Consider the following 14,534-nt stretch of genomic DNA (forward strand, 5'->3'; position numbering starts at 1 on the left):
ATCCTGCCAGCCGCGCCACCTCAGAAGGGCCTTCCTCCGGGAAGGCCCTTTTTTCTTTTCCGCTCCCCATTCCCCTCCTCCGGCAAGCGAGACTCCCGTACAACGCGAACGCGGAGCCGCCCTGTACCACGTGCCGCCCGGCGCGCTTCACAAACAAAAACGGCGGCCCGTGGCCGCCGTCGTATCGCGTGCAAAACTAACCGCGCAATGTCAGTAATCCTGCCGCTCGCGCTCGATGCGCATGCCGCCGTCGTGGCGCGCATGCACGCTGTCGTCGGTCGAGCGCTCGCGCATGATCCGCATCACGTCCGGATTGGTCCGCACGCGCCGCATGACGTTCGCGAGGTGCACGCGGTCGCTGACCTGGATCACGAAGCGCAGCACCGTCGATTCGTGCGTCAGGTCTTCATCCATCGCGATATGGACGATGTTCGCGTCGGCCGACGTGATGTCCGCCGCGACGCGCGCGAAGATACCCTTCGTGTTCTTCACGAGCGCCTTCACCGCGACGTCGAACAGACGGCCCGGCTGCGGTGCCCATTCGACGTCGATCCAGCGGCCCGGATCGCGGCGATGGATGCGCTGCGCGACCCGGCAATCGGTCGTATGAATCGCCATCCCGAGGCCGATGCCGATATAGCCCATGATCGCGTCGCCCGGAATCGGGCGGCAGCATGCCGACAGCTGCACCGACATCCCTTCGGTGCCGGTAATGACGACCGGCGGCGCATTGTGCGCCGGATGCCGCTCGGACTTCGGCAGATCGTCGTCCGCATCGCGGCCGGTCATCAGCACCTCGATGCGCTTGGCCATCACCGCCGCGACGCGGCGGCCGAGGCCGATGTCCGCGAAGATTTCCTGGCGGCTCTTGTTGCCCGTCCACTGCACGAGCTTTTCCCATACTTCCGGCGTCACGTCGGCCAGTGTGAACCCGTAACCCTTCAGGCTCTGGTCGACGAGCCGCTCGCCGAGCTGCACCGACTCGTTCAGGCGCATCGTCTTCAGGTAGTGGCGAATCGCCGAGCGTGCCTTGCCGGTGCGCACGAAACCGAGCCACGCGGGGTTCGGCTTCGAATACGGCGCGGTGATCACCTCGACGATGTCGCCGCTCTTCAGCTCGGTCCGCAGCGGCAGCAGCTCGTTGTTGATCTTCACGGCCACGCACTGGTTGCCGAGATCGCTGTGGATCGAATACGCGAAATCGAGCGCGGTCGCGCCGCGCGGCAGCGCCATGATCTTCGACTTCGGCGTGAACACGTAGACCGCATCCGGGAACAGGTCGATCTTCACGTGCTCAAGGAATTCGCTCGAATCGCCGGCTTCGCTCTGGATGTCGAGCAGCGACTTCAGCCACTGGTGCGCGCGCTTCTGCACGTCGTTCAGATCGGCGCCGCCATTCTTGTACAGCCAGTGCGCGGCCACGCCTGCCTCGGCGATCTCATGCATCTTGCGCGTGCGAACCTGGAACTCGATCGGCGCGCCGAACGGCCCGACGAGCGTCGTGTGCAGCGACTGATAGCCGTTGATCTTCGGGATCGCGATGTAGTCCTTGAACTTGCCGGGCACGGGCTTGTACAGCGCGTGCAGCGCGCCGATGCACGTGTAGCAGTCGAGCGCGCTGTCGACGACGACGCGAAAACCGTACACGTCGAGCACCTGCGAGAACGACAGCTGCTTATCACGCATCTTGCGGTAGATGCTGTAGATCGTCTTTTCGCGGCCGGTGATCTCGGCGTCGATCTTCGCGTCGGTCATCGCGCGCTGCGCGGCCTCGAGGATCTTGCTGATCACTTCGCGGCGGTTGCCGCGCGCGGCTTTCACCGCCTTCTCGAGCGTCGCGTAGCGATGCGGATTGAAGTTCGCGAAGCTCATGTCCTGCAGCTCGCGATACGTGTTGTTCAACCCGAGGCGGTGCGCGATCGGCGCATAGATGTCGAGCGTCTCGCGCGCGACGCGGCGGCGCTTTTCCATCGGCACCGCGCCGAGCGTGCGCATGTTGTGCAGACGGTCGGCGAGCTTCACGAGGATCACGCGCACGTCGCGCGCCATCGCGAGCAGCATCTTGCGGAAGTTTTCCGCCTGCGCTTCTTCGCGGCTGCGGAACTCCATCTTGTCGAGCTTCGACAGGCCGTCGACCAGTTCGGCGACCTTCGGGCCGAACCGTTCGGCGAGCTCGCTCTTGGTCACGCCCTGGTCTTCCATCACGTCGTGCAGGAGCGCGGCCATCACGGCTTGCGCGTCGAGCTTCCAGCCGGCGCAGATTTCCGCGACGGCGACGGGATGGGTGATGTAGGGTTCGCCGCTCTGGCGATATTGACCGAGATGGGCTTCGTCGCTGAAGTGGAACGCCGCCTTGATCTCTTTGATTTCATCCGGAGGGAGATACTCGGCAAGCGCGGCCGTCAGTTTCGCGATCGAAACGACGCCGTGCTTGCGCGGCTGCTCCGGAGTGGCGGTCGGCCCGAACAGATGCCGGAAGGACTGTTCGAGGACCGCGTCGATGTACTGGCGCGCAGGCGACTGGGCCGTGGCTTCGGTGGTCGAATCCGCGGAGGCGGACGATGGGGTGGTGCTCATATTCGCCTCCTGGTCGAGTCGTTGCGCGCGTGGACTACATGGCTGGAACGGGCCGGATGCGCGTTACACCGGCACCTTCTTCAGCATCTCGACGCCGACCTGGCCGGCGGCGATCTCGCGCAGCGCGACGACGGTCGGCTTGTCGCGGCTCTCGATCTTCGGCGTATGGCCTTGCGCGAGCTGCCGCGCGCGGTAGGTGGCGGCGAGCGCCAGTTCGAAGCGGTTGGGGATTTGCTTCAGGCAGTCTTCGACGGTAATGCGAGCCATGTTGGAGATTCCTTCTGAATTTAGTGCTTATTCTACCTTATGTCCCTCTACCCCCGCGTCATTCCGCGTGGGGCAGATGGATGCCGAGCTCGATGAACAACTCCGCATGTCGAGCGTACTGCGAAGCAAAACGCAGGCGCGTGGCCGCGACGATGCATTCGAGCTCGGCCAGCGCACGAGCGAAATTTTCGTTGATCACGACGTATTCCGCTTCGGATGCGTGAGCCATCTCGCTGCCCGCGGCGAGCAGACGCCGCGTGATCACGTTCGGCTCGTCCTGCCCGCGCTTCTTCAGACGTTCCTCGAGCGCGTCGAGCGACGGCGGCAAGATGAAGATGCCGACCGCGTTGCGGAACTGCTTCTTCACCTGTTGCGCGCCCTGCCAGTCGATCTCGAGCAGCACGTCGTGGCCGTTCATCATCTGCTCTTCGATCCAGACGCGCGACGTGCCATAGTAGTTGCCGTGCACTTCCGCGCTTTCCAGGAATTCGTGCGCGGCGTGGCGCGCGCGGAAATCCTCGACGGTCGTGAAGTGGTAGTGCTGGCCGTCCTGCTCGCCGGGGCGCGGCTTGCGCGTCGTGTACGAAATCGACAGGCAGATTTCGCTGTCCTTCGACAGCAGCGCGTTCACGAGCGTCGACTTGCCGGCACCCGACGGTGCGATGACCATGAACAGGTTGCCGGGATAGACGCCGCCGTGCAGCGCATGCGACGCGTGGGCGTCGCGGTGGTGGTCGGTCATGTCAGCCTCCGCCGGACCGCCCCCTCGGGGGGCAGGGAACGCAGTGAGCGTGGGGGTCGTTGCATCTCTTTTACTCCAGGTTTTGCACTTGCTCACGCATCTGCTCGATCAACAGCTTGAGCGCCATCGATGCATCAGCGAGTTCCTTCGCCGCCGCCTTCGAGCCGAGCGTGTTTGCTTCGCGATTCAGTTCCTGCATCATGAAGTCGAGTCGCTTGCCGACGCGGCCGCCCTTCTCGATCACGTGACGCGTTTCGTTCAGGTGCGCGATGAGTCGCGACAGCTCTTCGGCGATGTCGATCCGGATGCCGTACATCGTCACTTCCTGCCGAATGCGCTCCGCGGCTTCCTCGCGCGTGACGATCGTCGAGCTGCCTTCGGGCGCCGCGAGACCGAGCGCTTCCTGCAGCCGCTCGACTATCTTCTGCTGATGCTTCGCGATCAGCTCCGGCACGAGCGGCGTGATGCGCGCGACGATCGCTTCCATTTCGGTGACGTTCGACAGCAGCATCGTCGCCAGTTGCGCGCCTTCGCGCGAACGCACGACGACGAGCTCGCCGATCGCTTCCTTGCCGCATGCGAGCACCGCGTCGCGGATCGCTTCCGCCGACACGCCGCTCTCGGCGAGCACGCCCGGCCAGCGCAGCACCTCGCCCGCGCGCAGGCGGCCGACGCCCGGGAATGCATCGAGCACCGAACGCTCGAGCTCGGCGAGCTGGCCGAGTGCCGTCTGGTTCAGCGCGCCCGCGCCGATGCTCTGCTCGCCGCGCTGCAGGTTGATGCGCACGTCGACCTTGCCGCGCGACAGCTTGTTCATCAGCATTTCGCGCAGCGCGGGTTCGCACGCGCGCACGTCGTCCGGCATGCGGAAATTGAGGTCGAGAAAGCGCGAGTTCACGGTGCGCAGTTCGACCGACACGCTGGTGCCGCCGTTGCCGGTGGCCGTCACGAGTTCGCGCGTTGCGCTCGCATAGCCCGTCATGCTGTAGATCATGGTTCGTCTCGCCGTCTGGGTGCCCTTGCGGGCGGAATATGTCGAGGCGCCCGGCGCATTGCAAGGCGCGGGGCGGGAAGCGCGCATTATCCCATTTTTGCGCCCCACCCCGCCGGGCACGGCTGCCGTTCGGCGCTAAAATCGGGGTTTCCTCTTCCGTCCACGATTCCCCATGACGTCTTCACTTTCCCGCCCGAGCGGCCGCCGCGCCGACGAACTGCGCAAGGTCGCGCTCACGCGCCATTACACGAAACACGCCGAAGGCTCGGTGCTGGTCGAATTCGGCGATACCAAGGTGATCTGCACCGCGAGCGTCGCCGAGCGCGTGCCCGAGTTCCTGCGCGATCGCGGCCAGGGCTGGCTGACGGCCGAATACGGGATGCTGCCGCGCGCGACCCACACGCGCAGCGACCGCGAAGCCGCCCGCGGCAAGCAGACGGGCCGTACGCAGGAAATTCAGCGCCTGATCGGCCGCGCGCTGCGCGCGGTGTTCGATCTCGAGGCGCTGGGCCCGCGCACGATCCACATCGACTGCGACGTGATCCAGGCCGACGGCGGCACGCGCACGGCGAGCATCACCGGCGCGTTCGTCGCCGCGCACGACGCCGTGTCGAAGCTGATCGCGGCCGGCAAGCTCGCGCGCTCGCCGATCACCGACCACGTCGCGGCGATCTCGGTCGGCGTGTACCAGGGTGCGCCCGTGCTCGACCTCGACTACGCGGAAGATTCGCAGTGCGACACCGACATGAACGTCGTGATGACGGGCGCCGGCGGCTTCGTCGAAGTTCAGGGCACCGCCGAAGGCGTGCCGTTCTCGCGCGCCGAGATGAACGCGCTGCTGGACCTCGCGCAAAGCGGGATCGGTCAGCTCGTGCAGCTGCAGAAAGACGTGCTGGGCGCGAGCCATGGCTGACGATCGCACTGTCGCGCCGCTGTCGCGCATCGTGCTCGCATCGAACAACGCCGGCAAGCTGCGCGAATTCACCGCGTTGTTCTCGACGGTCGGCATCGAGATCGTGCCGCAGGGCGATCTCGCCGTGCCCGAGGCGGAGGAGCCGTTCGGCACGTTCATCGAGAATGCGCTGACGAAAGCACGCCATGCGTCGCGCCTCACCGGCCTGCCGGCGATCGCCGACGATTCGGGCTTGTGCGTGCGCGCGCTGCGCGGCGCGCCGGGCGTCTATTCGGCGCGCTACGCGCAGCGCGCGGGCGGCGCCAAGGGCGACGCAGCGAACAATGCGTATCTCGTCGAGCAGCTGCGCGGCGTCGACGACCGGCGCGCATACTATTGCTGCGTGCTCGCGCTCGTGCGCCACGCGGACGATCCGGAACCGCTGTTCGCCGAAGGGCGCTGGGCGGGCGAGATCGTCGACACGCCGCGCGGCGAGCATGGCTTCGGCTACGACCCGTATTTCCTCCTGCCGGCGCTCGGCGCGACGGCCGCCGAACTCGAACCGGCCGTGAAGAACACGCACAGCCATCGCGCGCTCGCGCTGAAGGCGTTGCTCGCGCGGCTTGCAGAGGAACCAGCATGACCGTCTTCGTCACGCATTCGCAGCCGGAGGCCGCATGAGCCAGGCGGCAGAAACCGGCGCGCGCGTCGTCGCGAAGTTCACGTCGCCCGGCCAGGTGCGGCTCACGTCGCTGCCGCCGCTCGCGCTGTACGTGCATTTTCCGTGGTGCGTGCGCAAGTGCCCGTACTGCGACTTCAACTCGCATGAATGGAAGGGCGAGCGGTTCCCCGAGACCGAGTACCTCGACGCGCTGCGTGCCGATCTCGAACAGGCGCTGCCGCTCGTGTGGGGCCGCCAGGTGCATACCGTGTTCATCGGCGGCGGCACGCCGAGCCTGCTGTCGGCAGCCGGCCTCGATCGGCTGCTGTCCGACGTGCGCGCATTGCTGCCGCTCGACGCCGACGCGGAGATCACGCTCGAGGCGAATCCCGGCACGTTCGAGGCCGCGAAATTCGCGCAGTTTCGCGCGAGCGGCGTGAACCGCCTGTCGGTCGGCATCCAGAGCTTCAACGAAGGCCATCTGAAGGCGCTCGGCCGCATCCACGATACCGCGCAGGCGCGCGCGGCCGTCGAGATCGCGGCGAAGACGTTCGACAACTTCAACCTCGACCTGATGTTCGCGCTGCCGAACCAGACGCTGGACGAATGCCGGACCGACATCGAGACCGCGCTGTCGTACGCGCCGCCGCATCTGTCGCTGTATCACCTCACGCTCGAGCCGAATACGCTGTTCGCGAAGTTTCCGCCGGCGGTGCCCGACGACGACGCGTCGGCCGACATGCAGGAATGGATCCACGCGCGCACGGCCGAGGCCGGCTACGATCGTTACGAGGTGTCCGCGTACGCGAAGCCGAATCACCAGTGCAAGCACAACCTGAACTACTGGCGCTTCGGCGACTATCTCGGGATCGGCGCGGGCGCGCACACGAAGCTGTCGTTCCCGAACCGGATCCTGCGACAGGCGCGCTACAAGCATCCGGCGACCTTCATCGAACAGGCAATGGCCGGCACGCCGGTGCAGGAAGAGCGTGAAGTCGGCGCGCGCGATCTGCCGTTCGAGTTCATGCTGAACACGCTGCGGCTCGTCGAGGGCTTCCCCGTACATAGCTTCGTCGAACGCACGGGCCTGCCGATCAGCACGATCGAGCCGGCCCTGCAGGAAGCGGAACGACGCGGGCTGATCACGCGCGATTTCGCGCAGATCGCGCCGACGCCGCTGGGCCAACGCTTCCTCAACGACCTGCAGGAATTGTTCCTGCGTGACGATTGAGGCGGAACGAGGCGGCATTTCGGTTACAATGCCGCCTCGTGTGGAAGCGTGGCCGAGCGGTTTAAGGCACCGGTCTTGAAAACCGGCGACGGGAAACTGTCCGTGAGTTCGAATCTCACCGCTTCCGCCAGGAAGTTCGCCAAACCCCGTCCATTCATCGAATGACGGGGTTTTTGTTTGCCCGGCGATTTTCCGTGCGCGGCACCCGCGTCGCGTGCCGACGCCTCCCGCCGGATGCCGTTACAATCCGGCGCTCCGATTCGCGAAACGGGAAACCACGTCATGAAGTCCTTCATCGCCTCGTCGCTCGCCGCCCTGCTGGCTATCGTAAGCGCGCATGCCGCGGCCGCCGATGCCGCCTCCGGCACCGACGCGCAAACGCCGTCGTGCGCGATCGCGTACGTGAAGGGTGTTGGCGGCTCGCCGCGCGGCCTGCGCGAATATCTCGCGAGCCCGGCGCCGTACAACTACCTGAAGGAAAACGAGCTCCAGTGCAAGGTATCGGATGACGGTCGCGCGTCGAACTGCACCGGCGTCACCTATATCCGCAACGAGCAGGTGAGCGTGTACGACGATTCCGATCCGGCGACGCTGACGGTCGTCGCGCCGGTGGAACTCGAGCATGGCCAGAAGTATCCGGTGATCCTCGTGGTGCAACGCAAGGACGCGCGCTGCACGCGTTAACGCGCGACACGGCACGACCGGCGTTGCGCGACGGCCTCACGGGCCGGCCCGCGATCGCCTAGAATTCGATCAGCACGGCGACACGACCGCCGCCGCGATGCGATGCCGCGCGCGCCACCCGTGCGTGCGGCACACGGAGATCGCCATGACCGAACTGTCCACAGCGACGGATCACGTCGATTACGAAGGCTTCGAGATCCATGTGGTGCCGAGCCTCATGCCCGGCAGCGACGCGCGTTACACCTACACCGGCTATGTCTGCCATCCGGGTGCGAATCCCGCGCTCCCCGATCACGCGGTACCCTTCCACGCAGACGGCGAGGAAAGCTTCGCGAGCGTCGACGAAGCGGTGCATGACGCCGTGCACATCGGCAAGAGCATCATCGACGGCACCCATCCGGACCTGTCCGTTCTCGCGCTCGTGACGCACGGCTACTGAGCAGGCGCGGCCGTGCCGCGGTGCGCTACCCGTCGCGACGTATGCGCAATTCTCGTGCCGCACATCGCGCGCCCATTGCGCGCGCATCGTCACATGGGACGTCATATCGCCCTGCAACGCCCGCCTGGCGCACCGCCGGACGCGTTCATCCGCGAATCGCCACGTCGCGACTCGCGCGCTATGCGTTTCTCCCGATAGCACGCCGGCCTCGGGCGCCTATCATTTTTTTATAGTCACCTCCGGCACTCCCCCATGCCCTCTCTTCCCTGCCCGAGCGTCGACCGGCTGCGCATTGCCGCGCTGGTCGCCGCCGCCATGCTTGCCGCCTGCACGATCACGCCACCACCTTCGCTGCATTCGGTCGTGACGATCCCGTCGATCACGTCGCTCACGCGCGGCGCGAATCGCGATCAGTATCGCGTGGAAGTCGCGCACTGCGTCGCCGAACACAATCCGTCCAGCGTGTCGCGCGGCACGCCGCAGGCGATGCTGCGCTCGCTCGTCGTCGTCGCGTTCACCGTCGATAGCAGCGGCCGCGTCGTCAACGCTTCCGTCTATCGCAGCAACGGCGACAGCGAAGCGGAAGCGCTCGCGCTCGCATCGCTGCGTCGCTCGGCACCGCTGCCGGCACCGCCGTCGAAACTGCTGGACGGCAACGGGCGGGTCGAGATGATGGAAGGCTGGCTGTTCAACGACGACGGTCGCTTCCAGTTGCAAAGCATCGCGTCGGCCCAGGCTCAATCGATCGACTGACCGCGCGCCGCGCGATTGCCGGTGTGCGGCGGCGCTGGCTATAATTTTCCGCAATCGCGCGGCCACCCTCCCGCGCGCGCGTTCGCGCGCCGCACCCGGCATGCGAGCCGACCACGCCGGCACCGGGCGGCGGCGACTATCCGTCTCCATCGTCGACCGGCGCGTGACGTCCGCGCCACGGCGCGCGTCCACGCCGCCACCGCATCATCCGCTCGGCACACCCGGCAGCGCCCCGCCTGTCTGAGCGCACGCTCAGCCGATCGCCCCAACGACAAAACGGAGACATCCATGTCCGCATCTCCCCCGGCCGTTGCACATGCAACTGGTTCGGCCGGCGCCGTCACCCACCGGCGCATCGTGTTCGCGAGCTTCATCGGCACCGCGATCGAGTTCTATGACTTCTACGTGTACGCGACCGCCGCGGCGCTCGTGATCGGTCCCGTGTTCTTCCCGCACGGCTCCGCGACCGCGCAGGCGCTGTCCGCCTTCGTCACGTTCGGCATCGCGTTCATCGCACGGCCGATCGGCTCGTTCCTGTTCGGCCACTTCGGCGACCGCATCGGCCGCAAATCGACGCTCGTCGCGTCGCTGCTGGTGATGGGTGTATCGACAACCGCGATCGGCTTCGTGCCCGGCTACGACACGATCGGTGCGCTCGCACCCGTGCTGCTGTGCGTGCTGCGCTTCGGCCAGGGGATCGGCCTCGGCGGCGAATGGGGCGGCGCGGCGCTGCTCGCGACCGAACACGCGCCGCAAGGCAAGCGCGGCTGGTTCGGGATGTTCCCGCAGCTCGGCCCGTCGGTCGGCTTCCTGATGTCGAACGGGCTGTTCTTCGCGCTCGCGCTGTCGCTGTCCGACGAGCAATTCCGCAGCTGGGGCTGGCGCATCCCGTTCCTCGTCAGCGCGGTGCTCGTCGCGCTCGGCCTGTACGTGCGGCTGAAGATCACCGAGACGCCGGCGTTCCAGGCCACGCTCGACCGCAACGAACGCGTGCGCGTACCGGTCGCGACGCTCCTGTCGCAACACTGGCGGCCGACGCTGCTCGGCGCGCTCGCAATGGTGGTCTGCTACACGCTGTTCTATATCTCGACGGTGTTCTCGCTGTCGTACGGCGTGTCGGCGCTGCATATTCCGCGCCAGAGCTTCCTCGGCCTGCTGTGCTTCGCGGTGGTGTTCATGGGGCTCGCCACGCCGCTGTCGGCATGGGCGTCGGATCGCTTCGGGCGCAAGCCGGTGCTGGTCGTCGGCGCGATCGCCGCGCTGCTGTCCGGCTTCGCGATGGAACCGCTGCTCGGCAGCGGCTCGATGCCGCTCGTCGCGCTGTTCCTGACGATCGAGCTGTTCCTGATGGGCGTGACGTTCGCGCCCATGGGCGCGCTGCTGCCCGAGCTGTTTCCGACCAACGTCCGTTACACGGGCGCGGGCGTCGCGTACAACCTAGGCGGAATTCTCGGCGCGTCGATCGCGCCGTACATCGCGCAGTTGCTCGCCGCGCGCGGCGGCCTGTCGTGGGTCGGCGGTTATGTGTCGGTTGCGGCGGCAATCAGCCTGATCGGCGTGCTGCTGATGCGCGAAACCCGCGACGCATCGCTCGTCTGAGGCGCCGGGGCGGCCCGGGTTGTGCGGCGGGCGGCGCTGCCTGTACTCGGCCCTGAGGGCGCCATCGTGCGCCCCCGGGACCTCTCCGTGAAGGAGCCGCCGCGATGAACATCCACCTCCACAACGCCGAACTGGTCCCGATCCTGGCGCTCGCGCTGGGGGGTGCGCTGCTGCTCGCGGCGCGTTTCCGGCCAAAAACGTGGCGCGGCCTGCTGCTCGAGGCGCTGCTCGCCAATCTCGCGGCCATCGCTGCGGTGATCACGGTCGAAGCGCTGCTCGCGTGAAGCGACCGGCCACAGCCGCCGCGGGCCGATTCACGCCGGCCATGGGCCAGTGCAGCCCCTAGGCCGTCAGCTGCGCGCGCAACGCACCATAGGCGGGGCCGACCGCGTCGATCGCCTCGAGCGCCTGGTCGACCGACGGCGGGGCGCCGGGCTCGCCGATCGACAGCGCATTCGGTGCGCCGCCGATGCCGCAATGGTGGCGCGACGTCGCGACGAAAATCATCACCGTCGGCCGCTGCAGCGCGTGCGCCATGTGCACGAACCCGGTATCGACGCCCACCACCAGCGCAGCCCGGCCGATGGCCGCGCCCAGCTCGCGCACCGACATCGCGGGCAGCACGATCGCGCCGGGCGCACGCGCGGCGATGTCCTGCGCGGCGTCGTGCTCGGCGGGCGATCCCCACGGCAGCAGCACGCGCAGGCCGCGCGCCATCACCTGCATCGCGAGCGCGGCCCAGTGGTCGGCCGGCCACTTCTTGTCGGGGTTGGAAGTCGCGTGAAACAGCAGCATGAACGGTGCGCCGTCGGTCACGGCAGGCGGCAGGTTCGCATCCTGCGGCGCAATGATTCCGTACGCGGCGATGCCTTCAGGGACATAGCCGAGCGCCTCGCCGGCGCTCACGCGCATGCCATGCCACGCATCGCAATTCGGGCGCGGGCCGAAGCGATGCGAGTACGCAAAGCGGGCGCCGGTCTCGCCAAGATCCTGCGTCTGATAGCCGAACCGGCGCGCGGCGCGTGCGAGCGCCGAGATGATCGCGCTCTTGTAGACGCCGTGCAGATCGATGACCGCATCGTAGCGGTGCGCGCGCAGCGCACCGATCGACGCCGAGATCGCCTTCAGGTCACCGCCGTTGCGGAGCTTCTTGAACCGTCGCAGCGGTGCGCCGAGCACGTTGCTCACGCCTGGGTGCCAGCGCACGACCTCGGCGCACGACTCGTCGACGGCCCAGTCGACCGCCACGCCCGGAAAGGCGCGGTGGAGGTCCGCGACGACAGGCAGCGTCTGGACGACGTCGCCGAGCGACGTCACTTTCACGATCAGGATGCGTTTCACGTTTCTTATGGGGAATGAGCTGCCGTTCCGCCATGCTAACGACGGCGCGCGCGCATAGCATTACGTCGGCATTACATTTGCAACAAATTGCGTCGTTTTGTCGAAGTTTATCGAGCCCCGGCCTCGTCCGGTTGTTTTTATAATGGGGTCTTTGCCCTCCGGCCCCTCGCCGATGCAACGCCCCGTTCCCCCCCTTGTTTCCGGGTTGTTTCCCGCCCTCACCCGCCGCTCGCTGCGGATCTGGCGCCAGTACGGCGTGTTCTGGCTCGGAGCGATCGCGGTGGGCCTCGCGGCGGTGCTGTATGCGCGGCTGATCGACTGGGGCTACGACACCTTCCGCACGATGCGCGACCACGCCGCGTGGCTGCCGTTGCTGCTGACGCCGGCGATCGCCGCGGCATCCGCATGGCTCACGCGCCGCTTCTTTCGCGGCGCCGAAGGCAGCGGGATCCCGCAGGTCATCGCGACGCTGCATGCAAGCCCGACCACCTTCGGCGCGCGGCTGCTGACGCTGCGCATCCTGTTCGGCAAGGTGCTGATCTCGTTCATGGGCATCCTCGGCGGCTTCACGATCGGCCGCGAAGGTCCGACCGTGCAGGTCGGCGCGGCGCTGATGTTCAACCTGCGGCGCTTCTACCCGCGCTCGAACGCCCAGATCGAACGGCAGCTCGTGCTCGCCGGGGCGGCAGCCGGCCTGTCGGCCGCATTCAATACGCCGCTCGCCGGGATCGTGTTCGCGATCGAGGAACTCACCCGCAGCTTTTCCGCCCGCGCAAGCGGCGTGCTGATCACAGCGATCATCCTCGCCGGTGTCGTCGCACTGGGCCTGAACGGCAATTACACCTACTTCGGCACGATCGATGCCGGCCAGCATTTCCCGAAGATGCTCGCCGTCGCCGTGCTCGTCACCGCGATCGTGACGGGCATCGCGGGCGGCCTCTTCAGCTGGCTGCTGCTCAATACGGGGCGCTGGCTGCCCGCGCGCCTGCTCGGCCTGTACCGCGAGCGTCCGATCGCGTTTGCCGCGCTGTGCGGCTTCGTGATCGCGGTCGTCGGGCTCGTATCGGGCGGGACGACGTTCGGCAGCGGCTATGCGGAGGCGCGTGGCCTGCTCGACGGCCATGAGCAACTGTCGGTGCTCTATCCGTTCCTGAAGATGGTGTCGATGGTCGCGTCGTACCTGCCGGGCATTCCGGGCGGGATCTTCGCGCCGTCGCTGTCGATCGGCGCCGGGTTCGGCAACCTGCTGCACATCGTGTTCGGCGACTTGAGCCTGCCGATGCTGATCGCGCTCGCGATGGTCGGCTATCTCGCGGCAGTCACGCAGTCGCCGATCACGTCGTTCGTGATCGTGATGGAGATGATCAACGGCCACGCGCTCGTGATTTCGTTGATGGCGACCGCGCTGGTGTCGAGCCGCGTTTCGCGCTTCTTCGCGCCGCCGCTCTATGAAACGCTCGCGCAGCGCTATCTCGCGCCGCCCGTGAGCGTCGCCCAATCCGTTGAATCCGCTGCTGAATCCGCTGCTGCCTCGGCGGCCGCCACCGGTGTCACCGAACCGCAGGATGCGGCGGCCGCGCCCGCCGACCCGCTCGAGACGCTGCGCGAACCCGAAGGGAGCGAGCCGGATGCGCCGGCGGCCGACCGCGGCACCCCGCATACGCCGGCGACGCCGCACGACGGCGGCCCGTCTGGAGCGGGCGCGCACGCCCCGACGCGCACGGATCCGCGCGACCCTCAGTAGATCACCACGGGCGCCGGCCGATAGTAGACGGGCCGTGCCGGCACGACGATACAGCCGGCGAGCGTGATCGCGACGAGTGCGATGGCAATGACGGTTCGTTTCATCGCGCGTCTCCGTCAGGCCCAGTGACCGCGCGTCCAGAACCAGTTCGGGCCGCGCTGATCCCAGTGGCCCGGCACCCAGTGCATGCCGATGCGCTCGGCTTCCCAGTGGCCGCCGATCCATACGTAGCGGCCATGCTCCCAGCGCCAGTGACCGCGCTCCCACACATAGCCGACGCGCGCGTCGGGCACGACCTCGTAACGCACGGGCGGCGGCGCATTCGGCGCGACGACGACGACTTCCTCGACGGACGCGCGCACCGGTTCGGCGACGACCATCCGGCCCGACTGCACCATCACCGGTGTGCCGACGAGGATTTCGTCCGCGTGCGCGGCGAGCGGCGCGGCGACGGCTGACAGGCCCGCGGCGAACAGCGCGAGCGAAACGATACGACGTTGAACGGTAGAGACAGCCATCACAACCTCCTGATTGACGAATGACGCGAGCGTATTCGTTCAATGCGGGAGGTCGACCAACGGCCGACAGGCGCCGTGTTACGGCGTGCCCG

15 protein-coding genes and 1 tRNA gene are annotated in these 14,534 nt (G+C 67.2%); 10 read left to right on the forward strand and 6 right to left on the reverse strand.

Annotated elements, in window-relative coordinates:
* Window positions 1-210: 210 nt before the first annotated feature.
* From C7H84_RS21155 to C7H84_RS21170, 4 genes are all read right to left on the reverse strand, one after another.
* Window positions 211-2,577: a bifunctional (p)ppGpp synthetase/guanosine-3',5'-bis(diphosphate) 3'-pyrophosphohydrolase gene (locus C7H84_RS21155; protein ID WP_121860609.1), complete on the reverse strand. Its 2,367-nt coding sequence runs from the start codon at window positions 2,575-2,577 to the stop codon at window positions 211-213.
* A 63-nt stretch (window positions 2,578-2,640) separates the two neighbouring features.
* Window positions 2,641-2,844 carry a DNA-directed RNA polymerase subunit omega gene (gene rpoZ, locus C7H84_RS21160; RefSeq protein ID WP_006025620.1) on the reverse strand — a complete coding sequence of 68 codons (204 nt, stop codon included), beginning with the start codon at window positions 2,842-2,844 and terminating at the stop codon, window positions 2,641-2,643.
* A gap of 58 nt (window positions 2,845-2,902) precedes the next feature.
* Window positions 2,903-3,586, reverse strand: a complete 684-nt coding sequence (gene gmk, locus C7H84_RS21165; protein WP_121860610.1) for a guanylate kinase — start codon at window positions 3,584-3,586, stop codon at window positions 2,903-2,905.
* Between the two features lie 70 nt (window positions 3,587-3,656).
* Window positions 3,657-4,580, reverse strand: a complete 924-nt coding sequence (locus C7H84_RS21170; protein WP_121860611.1) for a YicC/YloC family endoribonuclease — start codon at window positions 4,578-4,580, stop codon at window positions 3,657-3,659.
* A gap of 172 nt (window positions 4,581-4,752) precedes the next feature.
* Between C7H84_RS21170 and rph the strand changes: the two genes are divergently transcribed.
* The 9 genes from rph to C7H84_RS21220 all read left to right on the forward strand — a co-directional run bounded on the left by rph (window position 4,753) and on the right by C7H84_RS21220 (window position 11,123).
* Complete coding sequence (gene rph, locus C7H84_RS21175) at window positions 4,753-5,493, forward strand: ribonuclease PH (protein WP_121860612.1); 741 nt, start codon at window positions 4,753-4,755, stop codon at window positions 5,491-5,493.
* Window positions 5,486-6,115 (forward strand): RdgB/HAM1 family non-canonical purine NTP pyrophosphatase, encoded by a 630-nt coding sequence (rdgB, locus tag C7H84_RS21180; protein ID WP_121860613.1) that lies wholly within the window; start codon window positions 5,486-5,488, stop codon window positions 6,113-6,115. Before rph ends, rdgB begins: the two co-directional genes overlap by 8 nt.
* A 34-nt stretch (window positions 6,116-6,149) precedes the next feature.
* Window positions 6,150-7,364, forward strand: a complete 1,215-nt coding sequence (gene hemW, locus C7H84_RS21185) for a radical SAM family heme chaperone HemW (protein WP_121860614.1) — start codon at window positions 6,150-6,152, stop codon at window positions 7,362-7,364.
* 42 nt (window positions 7,365-7,406) lie between these two features.
* A tRNA-Ser gene (locus C7H84_RS21190) sits at window positions 7,407-7,494 on the forward strand.
* Between the two features lie 152 nt (window positions 7,495-7,646).
* The gene (locus tag C7H84_RS21195; RefSeq protein WP_121860615.1) at window positions 7,647-8,048 is read left to right on the forward strand and encodes a hypothetical protein; all 402 of its coding nucleotides are present in this window, start codon (window positions 7,647-7,649) and stop codon (window positions 8,046-8,048) included.
* 145 nt (window positions 8,049-8,193) lie between these two features.
* Complete coding sequence (locus C7H84_RS21200) at window positions 8,194-8,487, forward strand: hypothetical protein (protein ID WP_121860616.1); 294 nt, start codon at window positions 8,194-8,196, stop codon at window positions 8,485-8,487.
* A gap of 252 nt (window positions 8,488-8,739) precedes the next feature.
* A complete protein-coding gene (locus tag C7H84_RS21205; protein ID WP_121860617.1) occupies window positions 8,740-9,240 on the forward strand; it encodes an energy transducer TonB in 501 nt (166 codons plus the stop codon).
* Window positions 9,241-9,528: 288 nt separating this feature from the next.
* The gene (locus C7H84_RS21215; protein WP_121860618.1) at window positions 9,529-10,839 is read left to right on the forward strand and encodes an MFS transporter; all 1,311 of its coding nucleotides are present in this window, start codon (window positions 9,529-9,531) and stop codon (window positions 10,837-10,839) included.
* A 104-nt stretch (window positions 10,840-10,943) separates the two neighbouring features.
* Window positions 10,944-11,123, forward strand: a complete 180-nt coding sequence (locus C7H84_RS21220) for a hypothetical protein (RefSeq protein WP_121860619.1) — start codon at window positions 10,944-10,946, stop codon at window positions 11,121-11,123.
* 58 nt (window positions 11,124-11,181) lie between these two features.
* Here the strand turns inward: C7H84_RS21220 and waaC are convergent, their stop codons facing one another.
* A complete protein-coding gene (waaC, locus tag C7H84_RS21225; RefSeq protein ID WP_121860620.1) occupies window positions 11,182-12,180 on the reverse strand; it encodes a lipopolysaccharide heptosyltransferase I in 999 nt (332 codons plus the stop codon).
* A 172-nt stretch (window positions 12,181-12,352) separates the two neighbouring features.
* Between waaC and C7H84_RS21230 the strand changes: the two genes are divergently transcribed.
* Entirely contained in the window at window positions 12,353-13,924 is a 1,572-nt protein-coding gene (locus C7H84_RS21230) for a chloride channel protein (RefSeq protein WP_121860621.1), read from the forward strand.
* Window positions 13,925-14,040: 116 nt separating this feature from the next.
* Here the strand turns inward: C7H84_RS21230 and C7H84_RS21235 are convergent, their stop codons facing one another.
* Window positions 14,041-14,442 carry a YXWGXW repeat-containing protein gene (locus C7H84_RS21235; protein ID WP_121860622.1) on the reverse strand — a complete coding sequence of 134 codons (402 nt, stop codon included), beginning with the start codon at window positions 14,440-14,442 and terminating at the stop codon, window positions 14,041-14,043.
* Window positions 14,443-14,534 lie beyond the last annotated feature (92 nt).

The sequence above is a fragment of the Burkholderia sp. Nafp2/4-1b genome, from assembly GCF_003635165.1.
Classification (GTDB): Bacteria; Pseudomonadota; Gammaproteobacteria; order Burkholderiales; family Burkholderiaceae; genus Burkholderia.